A 15,757-nucleotide genomic window follows, 5' to 3' on the forward strand; every position below is an offset into this window, starting at 1 on the left:
CCGGGGCTGGGCGGCCGGGTGTGGTTGACGGTGGTGTCGGGGCTGGACTCAAGTTGCTGCGGTGGTGAGGTTTTCCTCTGCGGCGTGCAACGAGAGGGTGGCCGCTTTGAGAGAGGCGTTGACTGCTGCCCGGTTGGCTCCGGTGCGTCGTAGGCGTTCGGCATCGATGAGCCCTGCGGCGGCCAGGGCGGCGTCGCCTGCGGCATGGGCCAAGTCGCTGGAGTCGTGGTCGAGGGTGGCTTCGACGGCGCTGCGGACCAGACGCATGCTGAGCAGCCGCAGCCGTGTCTCGTCGGCTGTTGAGGTGATGGTGGAGCGGTAGCCGGTGAGCAGGTCGGTCAGGCCGCGTGGGGGTTCCTGGGCCGGGTCTGCGCGTACGGCGGCATCGAGTTCGGTCTTGGCGAGCAGCACCCCGAGCAGCAGGGCGGTGTCGGCGCGGCGGGGACCGTCTGGCCGCAGTCGAGGGTCGGGGGTGGGGGCGGCGCCGAGCTCGTCCAGCGCACGGTAGAGAGTGCGTGCGCTGGACGGGCGCCGTGCGGATACGCGGACCATGACGGCTGCACCGGCCTGTCGTGGCCGTGTCAGCTGCGGGCAGGCGCGCGCCGGCGCCGCTTGGGCTTGGTCGTCCGGACAGGTTTGGGCATGGTCGCGGTGGCCTTGCTCATCCGGTCGTAGGTGCGGGTCATGTGGGCGATCTCGTCCTGGAACATGGCCAGCACCTCGTAGTCGGCGACCTGTTCGCCGAGCGGGTTGATGGCCCCGGACAGCACCCGGCGCAGCTCGGTGTTGATGCGCCGCATCCGCAGGGCGGAGTTCTCGGCGATCTTCGCGGGGTCGGTGGTGATCAGGTAGCCGCCGCGGTAAGCGAGGAACGCCTTCCCCTTCTCCATCGTCAGGTGGTCGCGGATGTAGCCCTTGGCGCGTTCGAACTGCCCGTCGGTGGCGTGGATGCGTTCGGTGATGTGCTCGCGAGGGAGCAGGATGTCGTCGCCGGCTTCGTCGAACAGGTTCCAGGCCAGTTCGGCGAGGTGCTGGGTGGGCACCGGTGCCGCCCGTGCGGCGGTGGTGGCTGTACGTGTCATGACTCGTCATCCCCTTCGGCGAGGATGCGGGCCAGCTCGTCGTCCATGTTCTTGTCGCCGGTCGACAGTGCGGAGTCGCACCAATCGAGCGCGGCCCGGATCCGCCGGTGGTTGTCGAGGACCGCCCGCACCTCGCGTTCGGTGAACTCGGCCACATGCAGGTCGGGGATCATCCGCTGCAGGTCGACCAGAAACGTCGTCCCGCTACCGATCAGCTCCAGGACCTCACTGGAGGCGCGCTGGTAGTCGACCGCCGGCTCGCGGCGGCGCACCTGCCGTGTGGCCTCGGCCGGCTCCGTCTCCTCCAGCTCATCAGCGCCGACGTCATCCGGTTCCTCGTGCGCGGCGGCGAACCGGGCGGCTGCTGCCTGCTGGCGCTGTTCGTGGTGCGCCCGGTAGAGGATGCGCTGATTCGACGGGCTGGACATGATCTTCTGAGCGACGTCGGGGCGCCGGATCATCTCCTCGACCGCGTCGCTCGCGTTCTCGTCCTCCCGCATCAGGGTCCTGACCCGGTCCAGCTTTTCCGCCTTCGTCAGCGGCCGGTGGGGCAGCCGTCCGGCCCGGCTCAGAGCCAGGTCCTCCGTCCAGCGGTCCTTGCCCGCCGGCGGCTGATGAATGATGTCGAACCGGTCCGGCAGCGCGTCCAGGGCGTGGTGGATCGACCACGAAACGCCGGGGGCCCGCTTGTCGGGCGGCCAGGCGTGGGAGACGTGCCTGTACCCCAGCAAGGTGTTGACATTGATGCCGATCTCATCGGCGAACCGGTCGAGTACCTGGAAGACTCCGTGGCCCACGCCCCCGGGAGGGCGGGATTCGACCATCTTCAGTGTCAGGTCTCCCAGCCGGAAATGGATCGAGGACTCCTCCTCGACCATCTCGCGCCCCTGCTTGATGTAGCGGGTCCACTGCCGGGCGGTGAACTTTTTCGGGAACGGATTGGCGATCTTCGTCTTGGCCACAGCGCCTCCCACGGCTTGGTGGCGCACCGGCCCGAAAGGTCAGCCGCCAAGGGCCCCTCTCCCCCTCAAGTGTCGACCAAATGAGGCAAATGTCCAAATTGTTTTGCCGGAGTGATGCGCGGCGCGGCTACCCGACCGGTGCACCGCGAGGCACTGGCCGATCCACGGGTCTCCGGACCCGCGCTGCTCGGTGGGCACACCACAGGGCGGAAAGGGCCGCGATTGCAATCACGCCCGCCCAGGCCAGCTGCCAGCACCGGGCCGACTCCGATGTCAGCGGACACTCCCCAACCGCTGTCCGTTCTCGTGGATACAGCCAGGCGCGAGAAGCACGCATACGCAGAACGGGCCTGACACCGGGGAGCGCGAAGTCCCGGAGCCATGACAAGGGTCCGGGACTTCTGTGCACTTCACTTGACGCCGGGTTCAACGACCGGCTGCTGTCCCGGTCACCGGCCACCGCTCATGCCCAGTCGAGACCGAGTTCGGCGAGCGCCGCCAGCTGTTGCTCACTCAACCGGTCGCGCCGGTTCTTGAGGTTGGAGAGCCAGACGCCGAGCCGCACCGGGGTGCCGTCTTCGAGGTGCTCGGTGTGCCCGCGCGGCACGACGGTCCGGGCTTCGCGTTGGATGTACTGCGCGAGGGCCGCCACGCCCCGCGTGAACGCGTCGGAGCCCTTCGCCGCCCCAGCCTTCGCGCTGGTTCGTACTGAGGCCTTCTGCGGCCGTACAGCCGGTTTCACGCCCAGCACGCCCAGGCGGCGCTGCTGCTCAGTGTTCAGGCGTGCCCAGTCCCGCGCCTGCCTCGCCAGCCAGCGGCCGATGTCGTCGCCGCGGTAGGTGACTCCGGGCTGGATCTCCTCCAGCTTCCCGCCAGCCTCCAAGAGGGCGCGCAAGCCGGTGTGGTGGCGTTGCCAGTCAACGGTCCAGCCCAGCTGCCCGGGGTTCCAGTCCAAATCGATTGCCGCGAGCTGTTCGGCACGCCGTGCTGCGCGCTCGGGGTCTTTGCCCAGCCCGCCGGGCCGCCTGAGGTTGGTGAGCCACTGCCCGACCGGTTTGTCGAGAGCGGTCGCGTGGCGGGGCGCGGCCAGGGTGCCGGCCTCTGCGTAGTACGCGCGGGCCGCGGCGAGGTTCTCCTCGAACTGGGCATCGGCGGTGTCCCAGATCATGCCGAGCTCCTCCAGCTCGTCCGCCCGGGTGCTGGGCATGGTCCCGGCCCGGTACGCCCGCCGCTGGTCGGACAGCCACCTGCCCAACGGGTACGCGCCCTCCTGGTGCTCGTAGGGCACATCGAGACTGTCTTCCCGGTCGCGGTAGCGACGGGCGGCGTCGTACCCGCGCGTCCAGTCCTGCCGCTCGGTGTCCAAGATCTGGAACTTGACCCACTTGGCGACCATCACCGGATCCCTCGGGGCGGCAAAGCGGAGCAGCAGCCGCGACTCCTCCTCGCCCTCCTCCGGCTCCTCACCGATATTTTCCGACGGATCAACCACGCGCTTCTGGTTCTCCTGCGGAATTGCGAGCATTTCAATGGCACGCTCGTCATGCGCCCGAAGCCCTTCAAGGACCTTCACCAAAGGCCGGTACGACGCAGAAGTAAACATGTCTTCCGGCTGCTCATCAGCCGCCAAGAACACGGGCACGATCAGCGTCGCAACCTTCCCCTGATTAGGTTTCTGACGCAACGCACGACCGATGGCCTGCACGATATCCACCGCCGACCCCTTCGGGTCCAAGAGGGCCACGGAATCCACCGCCCGAATATCGACGCCTTCACCCAATACACGGCAATTCGAAAGCACCGCACGCCCGGCCCGGCGGCCGAAGTCTCCGAGCACGCGCCGCCGGTGGTCGGCCTCATGCTCACCGCACAGCCAGTTGGCCCACACGCGCTGAGAGCGGACAGCGCAAGATCCTTGTAGGCGGACATTTTGGATCCCGCTTGGCGGACAGCTGATCTCCCTGTCGGTACGGCCGTTCGTGTGTTTTCGAACCCAGGTACCGAACTGGTGATCCCTCCGGGGGTTTGCTCGCTGGTGTGAGGACAACGAGCTGGACCGCGCCGGAGGGACCGTGAAGAAGTCTTGCAGGGAGATCATGGAAATCTACGAGGCCCTGGACGCCACCGGGTGTGCGCATTCGGCTGCCCAACTGGCCGGGGTCGACCCGAAGACCGTCCGCAGGTACGCACGGATGAGGGACACCGGTCAGCCATCTGACGCACCGGTGATGCGGCCGAAGCTGATCGACCCGTTCCTTCCCAAGATCGAGGAATGGGTGGAACGTTCGCAAGGCAAGGCCCGCGCGGACAAGCTCCACGAGCGCCTGGTGCTGCTGGGGTTCACCGGCGATGAACGCACCACGCGCCGGGCGGTGGCGGTCGCCAAGGGCCGCTGGGACGCAGGGCACCGCAGAACGTATCGCCCATGGATCACCGAGCCGGGGCTGTGGGTCCAATTCGACTGGGGATGGGGCCCGAAAGTCCCTGGTCCCGGCGGCGGTGCGCCCCGCGTGACACTGCTGTTCTGCGCATGGCTGGCCTGGTCCAGGTTCCGGGTGGTGATCCCGGTCTGGGACCGGACCCTGCCCACGCTGATCTCCTGCGTCGACTCGATGCTGCGGGCGATCGGCGGAGTGCCGACCTATGCGCTGACCGACAACGAGAAGACGGTGACCATCGACAGGGTCGCCGGTGTCGCGGTCCGCCACCCCCAAATCGTGGCCGCGGGACGGCACTACGGCCTTCAAGTACATACGTGTGTGCCGTTCGACCCCGAATCGAAGGGCGGCAGCGAGGCCACGGTCCGCGTCGCGAAGGCCGACCTGGTGCCCACCGACGCCAACCTGCGGCCCGCCTACGACTCGTTCGCCGAACTGCGCGGGGCCTGCGCGATCTTCTGCCAACAGGTCAACAACCGGGTCCACCGTGAGACCGGCCGGGCCCCTTCCACCATGCTCGACATCGAGCGCACCCGCCTGCACGCGCTGCCCGCCGGCCCGCACACCCTCGCACTGGGCGAGTCGAGGCAGGTGCTGCGGGACCAGACGGTGCGCTTCGGGTCGGTGCGCTACTCGACCCCGCCCGGACTGGTCGGCCAGGAAGCGTGGGTGCGCGTCGACGGCGACGAGCTCGTCGTGGTCTGCGACCTGTCCCAGCTCGCCCACCGCCCCGAGTGGATGCAGGGCCCGGCCGGCCTGGCCGAGGTCGCCCGGCACCAGATCGCCCTGCCCGGGCGTCCGGTCATCGACACCGCCCACTACCCCGACCACCCCCAGGAGATGGACGGGTCCCCGCGCCCGCCCAAGGTCAAGCCCGGCAACGACGCCGAGGAAGCCTTCCTGGCACTGGGCCCCGGGGCGAAGTCCTGGCTGATCGAGGCCGCCGCGGCCGGAACCACCCGGATCCGGGTCAAGATGGCGGGCGCCGTCGAGCTCGCCGCCCTGGTCGGCACCGCCGAAGTCGACCTCTCACTCGGACTGGCGGCCATCAACCGGCGCTTCGCCGAGGGCGACCTGATGTCCATCGTCCAGCACCGCAAAGAGGCCGCCCGCCCCGCCGACCTGGTCGTCGCCGACGAGGCACACTCCGCGCAGCCCGGCACCGGCGCCTGGTCCGACTTCGGCCGCCCCGCCACCTGATCCCCCGTTCCCGGGCCGCGAAGCGGCCCGGGAACGGACAGTCCCGAACCATCCAGCAAGGAAAGGCAGTTGCCCATGGCCACCACAGCCGTCATCGATCCGCCCGAGCTGATCCCCGCCCCGTCCCCGGTCCCGCCCGCGCCTCTCGCGCCGCCGATCCCGGCCGAGCTGGACGCGGTGCTGCGAAGGATGCGGTTCCCCTACCTCCGCGCGGCGGCCCCCGACGTACTGGCCACCGCCCGGGCCCAACGCTGGGACCCCGCCGAGGTCGTGCGGATCCTGCTGGAGGCCGAGGCCCACGGCCGCAACGAGGCCACCCGCCGCAACCACCACCGCCAGGCCGGCCTGCCCTCCGGCAAGACCTTCGAGTCCTGGAAGGAAGCCGACTCCTCGATCCCGCTGCCCACCCAGCACGCACTGATGACCCTGGAATGGATCGGCCGCGCGGAGAATTTGGCTGTCACCGGGCCGTCGGGGACGGGCAAGAGCCACCTGGCGGAGGCCCTGGCCCACAAGGCCATCGACGCCGGGATGCAGGTCGCCTGGTTCACCCTGGAATCGCTGACCACCCACCTGGGGCGGGCCACCGTCGACAACACCGTCACCAAGGCCATCGCGAAGATCACCCGGTGCGATTTGATCGTCGTCGACGACATCGGCATGCTCCCGTCCGGACAGGCCGCCGCCGAAGCGTTTTACCGTGTCATCGACGCCGCATACGAGCGCCGCTCGGTGATCGTGACCTCGAACCTGCACCCCTCGGGATTCGATTCGATCATGCCCAAAACCCTGGCGACCGCGGCCGTCGACCGGCTCCTGCACCACGCCCACATCATCCTCACCGAGGGCTCCTCGCTTCGGCTCACCCAAGCCACCACAGGCCAGGGTGTCACCCCGTTGGCCTGAGCCCGACCGAGGGACAAATAGTCATACCGGACAGGGAGATCAGCTGTCCGCACACGAGGACCTGAACTGTCCGCTCACCCGGATGTCCCACTGTCCGTGGACATGCGGACGTGCTCCCCGCGCCCGCGGGGATGGTCCCCACGCCAGGGGCTCCGCGCGAGGCCGCTAGGCGTGCTCCCCGCGCCCGCGGGGATGGTCCCTACGCCCACCACTGCGGACCGGGTGGCAAGCCGTGCTCCCCGCGCCCGCGGGGATGGTCCCGGGACCGAGGGCCCGCAGATCCTTGCGGAGAAGTGCTCCCCGCGCCCGCGGGGATGGTCCCGCGATCGCCGAGGAACTGTTGGCCGAGCTAGCGTGCTCCCCGCGCCCGCGGGGATGGTCCCCACGTGGCGTTGGAGCGCGCCGCGCCCCACGTGTGCTCCCCGCGCCCGCGGGGATGGTCCCCTGAACGGGATTGTCCGAGGCAGGAGTTACGCGTGCTCCCCGCGCCCGCGGGGATGGTCCCCTTCCGCGCCCGATGGTGCCGGGGCAGACCCCGTGCTCCCCGCGCCCGCGGGGATGGTCCCCCCCAGGACCAGCCACGCACCCCCCACAACGCGTGCTCCCCGCGCCCGCGGGGATGGTCCCCTCTGGCCCACCTGCACACAAGACCAAGACAGGTGCTCCCCGCGCCCGCGGGGATGGTCCCCACGCTTCGGGGTTGCGGTAATTGAACAGGGCGTGCTCCCCGCGCCCGCGGGGATGGTCCCGCCTGTCCTCGCCTGGCTCGATGACGTGGTGAGTGCTCCCCGCGCCCGCGGGGATGGTCCCGACCCGACATCCCCGACCTACTGGTCCGGCCCGTGCTCCCCGCGCCCGCGGGGATGGTCCCGTCTACCTGGGCCTCCCGATCAGGACCGTCGGGTGCTCCCCGCGCCCGCGGGGATGGTCCCTTCCGCATGTACTGCACCGCGCCCAGGGCCGGGTGCTCCCCGCGCCCGCGGGGATGGTCCCCCTCCGCAAGGGGCCCGTCCGGCCCCCTCCATCGTGCTCCCCGCGCCCGCGGGGATGGTCCCCGGGAGAGCTTGCGCAGCTGCTCGGCCTCGCGGTGCTCCCCGCGCCCGCGGGGATGGTCCCAGGGTGCTCGCTGAAGTGGCCGGACAGCGCGGGTGCTCCCCGCGCCCGCGGGGATGGTCCCTCTCCCCCCGGATCCGGACCGCCCAGAAGCTGGTGCTCCCCGCGCCCGCGGGGATGGTCCCAACCCCCGCCATTCCCATTGCCCAGGCAATAGGTGCTCCCCGCGCCCGCGGGGATGGTCCCGCCGCTGTTGCCGAGGGCCCCCTCTGCGTTGTGACCACGTCTGTGAAGCGAGGAAGCCGTGGCACCCCGGAACGGCCGTAGGCCATCTGGCATTCGATGGTGCTGGAGGTCTGGGCGGCTTGGTCAAGTGGGGTTCAGCGGGGTGATGCCGGTTCCCGCGTACAGCTCGGGCTCGAGCGAGAGAACCGTCAGGGGCTCACCCGCCTTGACCGCCTGCCAGGCAATCGCCGCCGCGTGAGCCACCGGCCAGTCCACGCTCGGCCAGTCCATCGCGTCCAGGGCGTGCGCGGTACTGAACGGCACGTCCTGCGCGAACCGCAGCGAGGCGGCGTGCCGGCCCGCGCCGGCGACCCGCCGCTCCGCAGCGAGGACTGACAGGGAGGGGATCAACACACGACCGGTGCCGCGCGAGGCTTCGATGTACAAGCCGGTGAAAAACGGGTCCGCCCGGTACAGGGCGGCCAAAGCAGTGTGGTCCAGCACGGCCGTCAGATTCACGCGGCTGCGCCACCCTGGTGCGCGCGGACCTTCGCCCAGGCATCCTGCCCGGCCTGCTCGACCCGCTCGGTGTACTCGATACCGAGCTCACGGGCGGCCTGGAGTGCGCGCTGCTCTCGCTCGACAGCGGTGGGCTCGCGGGTCGCGAGCTCCTCCAGCAACTCCGTAATGGTGGTGCCGCGCTCCTCGGCGAGTGTGCGCAGCCGGTCACGTACCTGCTCGCTGGTCTTGATGCTCGTCGGCTTACTCATACCAGCGATTCTACCGCCGGTAGAACTTCGTGGACAGCCCGGTCGGCGGTCAGCGGCCGGACTGCGAGGCGCCGCTCACCAGCTGGCCCAGAAAGTCCAGGATTCCCCGGTTCACCGGGGTCGGCGCGATGAGGACGCCCAGCGCCAGCACGATGACCACGGTGAATTTCTCGTCCAATCGGCTCCGGGACTCCGTACGTCGGCGCAGTCGGAAGAAGATGATGACCGCGAGCAGCACCGCCACGTTGATCGTCAGCAACCGCCCAGACCTTCCGCCAGATCACTTCGGCCTTCTTGTGTAGCCCGAGTTCGGCGGCGTTGTGGCTGAGTTGCTGGCGATTGGCAGTAAAGCGATCTCCTGGCCGGATTCCGCAGGTGGCCTCTGCAGCACGCCGTATCAACTGGGGTGATGCGGGTCGCCGAACTCCTGGTCGGTGAGCATTCCGAGCAGAGGCTCTGGGGCGGCCGGCCCGGCGTGGGGATCTCCGCACAGGGGGCCGGAGTCGCAGTCGGGAGTGATCCAGACGCCGGTCCACCGGGGGTGGCGGTCGGTGATGGGGTTGCCGCAGTTGGCGCAGAGTACGGCCGGGACACCGTGCCGGCGCAGTAGCTGGGTGAACCCGGTCGGCTGGAGTTCGGGGACGTGGTCGTAGTAGTCGAGCCAGCCGGACATGGTCAGGGAACTGTTCCACGCGGCGGTGTCGACGGTGTCCCCCCAGGTGGTCTCCGGGCCGACCGGGTGGAGGATGCGCCAGCCGAATACCGGCATACCCGGCCCGTGCGGTTCGGGCTCCTCGCGGAACGACTGCAGAACAGGGGCGTTGTAGTCGGGGCGCGCTTCGCGGATCTCGGCTTCCAGGACGGGCCGGACTGCCTCGTGGAGGTTATCCAGAGCGGCGAGCACTCCGGCCTCCAGATGGTCCCGTGCCTGCTCCCCTGCCTGGTGCCACGCGCACAGCAGGATCTGCTCGAGCGTGCCACCAGTGAAGACAGCCTGTTCAACGGCCGCGGTGCCATCGTCGGCGAGGACGATACGGTGGCGCATCGTCGATCCGTCGATGCTGCCGGTCCATTCCACGCGCTCGCCGGCCCGCACAGCTTTCACTGCGTCGGCGGGAGCCGGGTACCGGTCGGCAAGGACGTCAAGCGGGTCGGTGCCCTCCTGCAGGTCGTCGTCCCAGCCCACCGGCTCCAGACCTGCGCGCACTGCAGCGGTCCGGACGGGAGCCGGTTTCCGGGGCGCCTTGCGGTCCTTCTTGCGCTTCTTCGGCATCGTCGCCAATCTCCTTCACATCTCGGCCACCCGGCCTTCGATCCTTGCATTCGGCAGCGGCCCGCAGGCCCCGGTTACCCAAACCAGCGACAACCGCCCGCGCAGCTTTCTGGTCAGGCCGTGCGCCCAAGCTCCACCGCGCACCCGAGTTGTCCCGCCGCAGCCCCGTTCTGCCGGGCTGCTCGCTCGGCACGGGCCCGGCGCAGGGCGCCAGCGTGGGAGTCGTCGGCCTGGCGGCGGCGCTGGACGCGGGCGGCATCAATCGGGGTCGGCGCATCCTCGACAGCAACCTCCGGCTCCGGGAACGCCCTCCGGCTGAGCTCGCGCATCGCCCGGGTCTGCCGCTCCATAGCCTGCGTGATCCCCGGGTCCACCCGCTGTGCAGGCGCGACCGCCTGGTGCGCCGCGAGCGCCTGGTGGAAGCCGGGCGACGCCATCTCGCGGGTCTTCACCGGCGCCTCCGGCACACCGGGCGCGGCCGGGGTCACCGGCGCGGACGGCGCGGACCGGGGCGCGGGCGCGGCACCGGCGGCCAGGACCCGGACGGTGCGTACGGCGCCGGTGCCGACGGACTCGTTCGCCGCGGCGATGATGCGGGAGCTGATCAGCCGCAGCTGGGTGGCGTAGGCGGGCGAGTCGGGGCGCAGGTCCAGCTGGCCGGTCTCCGTGTGGAAGGCGACGGCCTGGACGTGGTCGGGCAACTGCGGCGCGACGGCGGCCGCGATGTCGCGCCAGAGGTCCAGCACGGTTCCGCCGGCGGCCGGGAGCTCCCAGGCCCGATCGGCCATCAGGCTCTGGAGCACGGCGGCGAACCCGCTGGGCTCGCGACCGTCGCGCTGCACGACGCGCTGACGGCGGCGGCGCGGGGCTCGGGCCTCGCTGTCGCCGCGCTTCTTGGCGGCCTCGCGGGCCTGGTGCAGTGCGACCCGGGCGAGGTCGACGCCGGACAGCTCAGGACCGTCGTCGGTGGTCTGCTCAATGGGGTTGGTCGTCTCGGTCACGTCGGCCTCCTACCGGTGTCCGTAGGTCATCAGCGAGCTGCGGGAGGCGCGCTCGATCTGCAGGGCGCGGCGCACCAGGCGCTCGCCGTAGATCCGCACCGCCATGTCCTGGTCCATGGACGTGATCAGCGTCGTCTCGCCGCGCATCAGCTCCCCCTCAGCGGAGGCGCGCAGGCCCGCCAGCTCCTGCTCGCTCGGCTCCAGGCCCGCGGCCTGGTCGTCGCTGCTGTGGTCCTGGTCCTGGCGGCGGCCGCCGTTCGCCGTCTCCCTGACCTGGGCGAAAGCGGCCTCCACCTCACGCTGCACGCGGTGGCTGGTCGGGGCGTCCCAGTTGCCCTCGAAGCGCTCGGTGCGGGCGCGGACCTGCTGGATGCGGTGGCGGCGGGCGGCTTCCTGGGCGCCGCGCCACTGCTCGATCGCGTCGGCGCGCTTGGCGGGGGTGTCGAGGATCGTCTCGGCTCCGGCCAGCAGCACGGCGAGCAGACCGGAGCCACGGTGGACCCGGCCCGTCTCGCCGCGCAGGTGCAGCCACCCGCGGACGTCGGTCACGGTCCATCCGGCATCGGCCACGCTCCGGGCCACCCAGGCGATCCGGGGAACCGAGCAGCCGTGCAGCCAGTCCAGCTCCTGGGTGAGCTCACGGGCCAGCTGGTAGCGGCGGCCGACGCGGTTGAGCTTCTGGCCGCCGGCCTTCGCTTTGGACTTCTTCGGGGTGGGGGACTTGGCTTCCCCGCTTGCGAGCTTGCTCTCAGGGGGGAAGGAAGTAGTACCCGCAGAGGAAGACGCAGAGGAACCCACCTGCATTGGGGTGCAACGGACCTCACCTGAAACAGGCGTCACAACCCCCTGCTCTGCCCCCTTCCGAACAGCCTTGGCCGGGGCCTTCGAGGACGTCTTCGAGCGGGGCTTGCGGACCTTCCGCGACGCCTTCTTCGCCAGCTTCGCCATCAGCTCCCGGCGGGCCTCAGCGATCCCGGTCATCGCCCGCGTGTACTCCGGCGCGGCGTCGTCCCGCTGCACCGTGCGGATGCCCAGCGCGACGTCGAACTCGAGGGGGACCATCCGTGCGAACTCCGACGCCTGCGCCTTCTCGCCGCGGATCCGGGTGCCGCGCACCACGTACGCGAGCAGCCCGGCCTCCCGCAGCATCCCCAGGTGGTACTCCACCGACCGCTCGGACAGCCCGGTGCGGCGCACCAGGTACTCGATCCCCGGACGGCACGGGAACAGCTCCGCGAGCTCCTGGGCGACGCGCACCGTCGTCGGCCCGAAGCTGCGAGGCCCGTGTGACCGGTGCCGCCGCGGCTCGTAGAGCCCGGACCCGGCGACCCAGTGGACGGCCTGCATCCAGGAGTAGCCGTCCAACGCGACCCGGCCCGCCGATGACGACAGCCACTGCGACGCCTCCGGCACCCACAACTCCGGCAGCAAGACCACCTCGTCGGCCACCGCATCCGGCGCCGGGGCAATCGTGTCCGGCAGCGTCGCGGCCGCCGCGGCCCGCGCCATCACAGGGCCACTCCCCCACGTGCACGGCACACCGGCCGGGCAGACGGAAACCGGCATCCGCACCGGTCGTTGTGCTGGGCATGGCACCGAAGAAAGACCCCGCAGCCCGCCGGGCCCGCGAAGCCGTGCGCCGGGCCGCCGCCGCAGAACGCATCGGCCCGCGCCCTGTGAAGACCCCCAGGCCACGACAGCCCAAGACCCTCTACGACCTGGCCCCACCCGGCGCCTACTACCAGGACTGGAACACACCCGTAGGCACCGACGAAGAACTCATCGCCAAGGTCGCAGAGACCTTCGGCCCGGACTCCGGACCGACCGAGACGATGCGCACGCTGCTGGACTACCGCGAGCTCTACGGCTCGAACATCCCGACCGCAGCCGCACGCCACCTCGAGCAGATCCTGGCCCACACCGATCTCACCAGGCTCGCCAAGAAGACCATGGGCGCCGAACCGGACGAAACCCGGGACTCCCTGCACTCCCTGCACGCCCAGGGACTGCTCCTCATCGCGGACGACGGATCCCTGTGGATGACCATCCCACCCGGCACCCCGTACTCCGCACCGGGAGGCCAATGGGCCTTCGTGGAACAGAAAGCGGCCGCCCCGGCAAGCTGACCATCTCGCAGCTGCAGAACCACGCCACCGGCAGCTCCGGCTGCCGGTACGCGTCACCAGCAGCCCCTCCAGGCCGGCGGCCGACGACGAACCGGCGCTCCCCTGCCCGGGCGAAGAAATGTTGATAGAGATCATCCCGGCAGCCTCAAGCGAACTGCCTGTGGACAGAGCCCGGTCAGCCCGGATCACCCCCCGGGCTCCCGCATGGCGGGCAGAAATCTTGGAACCCGTCCCGCCCCACGGGACGGAACCCTCGTGGACACTGCCGTCGACGGAGTTGTGGACGACCTCCGCGAGCGGGCGCACGAGCCGGGCGGCCGACGCCGCGACCGAGCTCGGCGAGACCGCGCCGACACCACCGCGCTTGTAGCTTCCTACCGGAAACCCCTCTTCCGGTAGGAACTCCGCAAAGGCGGATGAACCGTACGCCGATCCCGTCACACGGGACGGCCGCCGCGCCTGAACCGGGGTGAAACGGACAGGGTCAAGCTGACAGGGGACACCACTCTCGTGCACTATGAGAACGACCGCCTTGATGTATCACTCGGTGTATCACCGGGTGTGTTTCAGCAGATGGGTGGACGCGCCCCCTCCGTGAGGAGCGGGCAGACATCGAACAGGTGAGTGGGGACCTCCCTTCCTCCGGTTTCGGTGGGCGATTGCGATGCACCCGGCCGTTGTCAGCGACCGGGGGTGTTGCTGGTGGTGTGCCGGCCCCCTGTCAATGGGGCCGGGGTGCTGCTGGGTGATGCACCGGCCGTGTCATTGGCCGGGGTGTTGCGTGGCCCTTGTCAAAGGGGCCGACCCGCTTGTCGAAGGCGGGGTTTTGCTGAAGATGCGGCTCGATGAGCCGAAGCTCGGAACCGGTGTCAGACCGGGACCGAACAACCGATCAGGGGTGTCAATCCCGGTCGGAGCGAAGGGCCGCGCGAGGCCGAGTGGATTGTCAGTCCGCTCTACTGGCGCGCGCGGCCGGTGGCGGTTACGTCGTCACCCCGACCCCCTCGATCACGAAGGTGGAGTCGGCATGCCCAAAAGCAGGCACGAGATCAGTCCTCATCCGGTGCCTCCTGGGCGGCTGCCGGGTACTTCTCGGCCAGCCGACGAAGGAAGTGCGCGTACTTCAGCCGATTGCCGCGGTGGGGCTTGGTGAGCCCTGCCTCCCACCGCGCGACGGCGACTCGCTTGACGCCGATGGCGTGGGAGACCTCCGCCTGGGTGAGGCCAGCTGTGACTCGCAACTGCTGCCGAATGCGAGGCGACGGGAGCGTGTCGTCATCCACCAGAGCATCAAGTCGACGCAGTGGATCCGACATGGCGGCCTCCATCATAGAGAACAGTTCCTGAAAAGATACACGAAGTGATCTCGGGAACGGCATGCCGCTCGTGGCGGCGACGTGGGAACTTCCGCAGGTACGGATCAGCAAGGTCACTCCTCCCGCCCGTACAACGACCACTGGCTGGTCCTGGCACCGAGATGCTCTGGCTGCTGCGCTCGCGCCGGATCGACGGCACTGACTTGGACCATCCGCTCGGGACAGCCCAGGCAAGGAGCCTCAAGGACAGCGATATACCGGTTGTCGTACGACACGCCCTCGGAAATCAGGACCGGCGTGCCAAGACCCGCGTGCGCGCACCGCTCCGGATCCTTCACCTCCCAGCCGTGCTGGCCGGGGTGCCCCTGAAAGAGCCCGCAAGGATAGGTGCTGACCTCGTTGGGCGGACCGGACTCAACCGGGCACATCGCCAGCGTCATCAACTCGTGCTGGTCCCCGTCCCATCGCAGCCACCAGTGGTCACCCTCAAAGCGCGACATCACCTCGCTGTGGTGCACGACGTCGTCATGGCCATTCGACAACTCGCACCACTGCACCAGCGCGAAGTCATCGACCCCTGAATCGGCGTACCGCGGGTCCACGCGTCGGAGAAGCTCGGCTTGCTCCATGGTGAGTTCAGTCCTTCCTGCGCAGTGAACGAACCGCTCAGCCATCACCAACCCCTCCCGATCTCGCTCCACGTGACGGACTGACGCACCTCGTGGACACCGACGTGCCACACCTCGGTAGGGTCCAGCTCATGCCGCTTGTGTTCTTCGACCTGGACAACACCCTTGTCGATCGGCAGAGCGCGCTCAGCGACGCCATCACCACGCTGTGCCGCACGCACAGTTTCGGCGCCGCCATCGAGCAGCAGCTGCGCACCGAGCTGGTCGACCGTGCGGACGCCACCGACTTCGTCCGCCTGCGGGAAGTCTTCGACCTGGAGGCGCCGGCCGCGCAGCTGTGGCAGGAGTACGTCAGCCTCATGGCGGCCGCCGTCACCTGCCGACCGGAAGTTCTCGAGGGCCTGGCCCGTCTGCACGCGGCCGCGTGGACGATCGGCGTCATCACCAACGGTGCCAGCGACATTCAACGTGCCAAGCTCGCCGCGACCGGCCTCACCGACATGGTCGACGGCGTCGCGGTCTCTGGTGACCTGGAGATCCGCAAGCCGGACCAACGCATCTTTGAACTCGCAGCTTCCCGCTGCGGCGCGAGCCTCGAGGACGGCGGTTGGATGATCGGCGACAACCCGGCCGGGGACATCGGCGGTGGCCACCAGTCCGGTCTGCGCACGATCTGGCTGCGCGGCCGACCCTGGCCCGAAGACCTCGCTGCCGCGCACCACGTCGTCGACGACGTCACCGACGCCATCAACATCCTGCTCAACGAGACGGAGTAG

General features: G+C 69.8%; 16 protein-coding genes and 1 CRISPR repeat array. Of the genes, 4 read left to right on the forward strand and 12 right to left on the reverse strand.

Going from position 1 to position 15,757, the window contains the following annotated elements; genetic code table 11:
• Window positions 1-48: 48 nt before the first annotated feature.
• The 4 genes from ACLLJJ_RS42605 to ACLLJJ_RS42620 form a co-directional block, all read right to left on the reverse strand.
• A complete protein-coding gene (locus ACLLJJ_RS42605; protein WP_434587088.1) occupies window positions 49-552 on the reverse strand; it encodes a hypothetical protein in 504 nt (167 codons plus the stop codon).
• Window positions 553-581: 29 nt separating this feature from the next.
• Window positions 582-1,082: a hypothetical protein gene (locus tag ACLLJJ_RS42610; protein ID WP_434600179.1), complete on the reverse strand. Its 501-nt coding sequence runs from the start codon at window positions 1,080-1,082 to the stop codon at window positions 582-584.
• Window positions 1,079-2,044 carry a DUF6192 family protein gene (locus ACLLJJ_RS42615; protein WP_434600180.1) on the reverse strand — a complete coding sequence of 322 codons (966 nt, stop codon included), beginning with the start codon at window positions 2,042-2,044 and terminating at the stop codon, window positions 1,079-1,081. The genes ACLLJJ_RS42610 and ACLLJJ_RS42615 overlap by 4 nt, the downstream gene beginning before the upstream one ends.
• 463 nt (window positions 2,045-2,507) lie before the next feature.
• The gene (locus tag ACLLJJ_RS42620) at window positions 2,508-3,932 is read right to left on the reverse strand and encodes a Helicase associated domain protein (RefSeq protein WP_434600181.1); all 1,425 of its coding nucleotides are present in this window, start codon (window positions 3,930-3,932) and stop codon (window positions 2,508-2,510) included.
• 208 nt (window positions 3,933-4,140) lie between these two features.
• On the opposite strand from ACLLJJ_RS42620, the gene istA reads away from it, so the two are divergent.
• Complete coding sequence (gene istA / locus ACLLJJ_RS42625; RefSeq protein ID WP_283472000.1) at window positions 4,141-5,682, forward strand: IS21 family transposase; 1,542 nt, start codon at window positions 4,141-4,143, stop codon at window positions 5,680-5,682.
• A 75-nt stretch (window positions 5,683-5,757) separates the two neighbouring features.
• Window positions 5,758-6,588: an IS21-like element helper ATPase IstB gene (gene istB, locus ACLLJJ_RS42630; protein WP_267719259.1), complete on the forward strand. Its 831-nt coding sequence runs from the start codon at window positions 5,758-5,760 to the stop codon at window positions 6,586-6,588.
• Window positions 6,589-6,698: 110 nt separating this feature from the next.
• Window positions 6,699-7,887: a CRISPR direct-repeat array (repeat unit 29 nt; unit sequence GTGCTCCCCGCGCCCGCGGGGATGGTCCC).
• Window positions 7,888-8,010: 123 nt separating this feature from the next.
• Here istB and ACLLJJ_RS42635 read toward each other — a convergent pair.
• The 6 genes from ACLLJJ_RS42635 to ACLLJJ_RS42660 all read right to left on the reverse strand — a co-directional run bounded on the left by ACLLJJ_RS42635 (window position 8,011) and on the right by ACLLJJ_RS42660 (window position 12,419).
• Window positions 8,011-8,385: a PIN domain-containing protein gene (locus ACLLJJ_RS42635; protein ID WP_434600182.1), complete on the reverse strand. Its 375-nt coding sequence runs from the start codon at window positions 8,383-8,385 to the stop codon at window positions 8,011-8,013.
• Window positions 8,382-8,636: a hypothetical protein gene (locus tag ACLLJJ_RS42640; protein ID WP_434600183.1), complete on the reverse strand. Its 255-nt coding sequence runs from the start codon at window positions 8,634-8,636 to the stop codon at window positions 8,382-8,384. Before ACLLJJ_RS42640 ends, ACLLJJ_RS42635 begins: the two co-directional genes overlap by 4 nt.
• A gap of 49 nt (window positions 8,637-8,685) precedes the next feature.
• A complete protein-coding gene (locus tag ACLLJJ_RS42645; RefSeq protein ID WP_434600184.1) occupies window positions 8,686-8,895 on the reverse strand; it encodes a hypothetical protein in 210 nt (69 codons plus the stop codon).
• A gap of 138 nt (window positions 8,896-9,033) precedes the next feature.
• Window positions 9,034-9,909, reverse strand: coding sequence for a hypothetical protein (locus ACLLJJ_RS42650; RefSeq protein WP_434600185.1), 876 nt, complete (start codon window positions 9,907-9,909; stop codon window positions 9,034-9,036).
• Between the two features lie 113 nt (window positions 9,910-10,022).
• On the reverse strand, window positions 10,023-10,910 hold the full coding sequence (locus ACLLJJ_RS42655) for a DciA family protein (protein ID WP_434600187.1): 888 nt from the start codon (window positions 10,908-10,910) through the stop codon (window positions 10,023-10,025).
• 9 nt (window positions 10,911-10,919) lie between these two features.
• Window positions 10,920-12,419 (reverse strand): transcriptional regulator, encoded by a 1,500-nt coding sequence (locus ACLLJJ_RS42660; RefSeq protein ID WP_434600188.1) that lies wholly within the window; start codon window positions 12,417-12,419, stop codon window positions 10,920-10,922.
• An 80-nt stretch (window positions 12,420-12,499) separates the two neighbouring features.
• Between ACLLJJ_RS42660 and ACLLJJ_RS42665 the strand changes: the two genes are divergently transcribed.
• Entirely contained in the window at window positions 12,500-13,036 is a 537-nt protein-coding gene (locus tag ACLLJJ_RS42665; protein ID WP_434600190.1) for a hypothetical protein, read from the forward strand.
• Window positions 13,037-14,085: 1,049 nt separating this feature from the next.
• Here the strand turns inward: ACLLJJ_RS42665 and ACLLJJ_RS42670 are convergent.
• Window positions 14,086-14,352, reverse strand: a complete 267-nt coding sequence (locus tag ACLLJJ_RS42670; protein WP_434600191.1) for a helix-turn-helix transcriptional regulator — start codon at window positions 14,350-14,352, stop codon at window positions 14,086-14,088.
• Between the two features lie 113 nt (window positions 14,353-14,465).
• Window positions 14,466-14,981 carry a hypothetical protein gene (locus tag ACLLJJ_RS42675; protein ID WP_434600192.1) on the reverse strand — a complete coding sequence of 172 codons (516 nt, stop codon included), beginning with the start codon at window positions 14,979-14,981 and terminating at the stop codon, window positions 14,466-14,468.
• A 131-nt stretch (window positions 14,982-15,112) separates the two neighbouring features.
• Here ACLLJJ_RS42675 and ACLLJJ_RS42680 point away from each other — a divergent pair, with 131 nt between their 5' ends.
• Window positions 15,113-15,757, forward strand: a complete 645-nt coding sequence (locus ACLLJJ_RS42680; RefSeq protein WP_434600193.1) for an HAD family hydrolase — start codon at window positions 15,113-15,115, stop codon at window positions 15,755-15,757.

The sequence above is a fragment of the Streptomyces sp. A5-4 genome (genome assembly GCF_051131715.1).
Classification (GTDB): Bacteria; Actinomycetota; Actinomycetes; order Streptomycetales; family Streptomycetaceae; genus Streptomyces.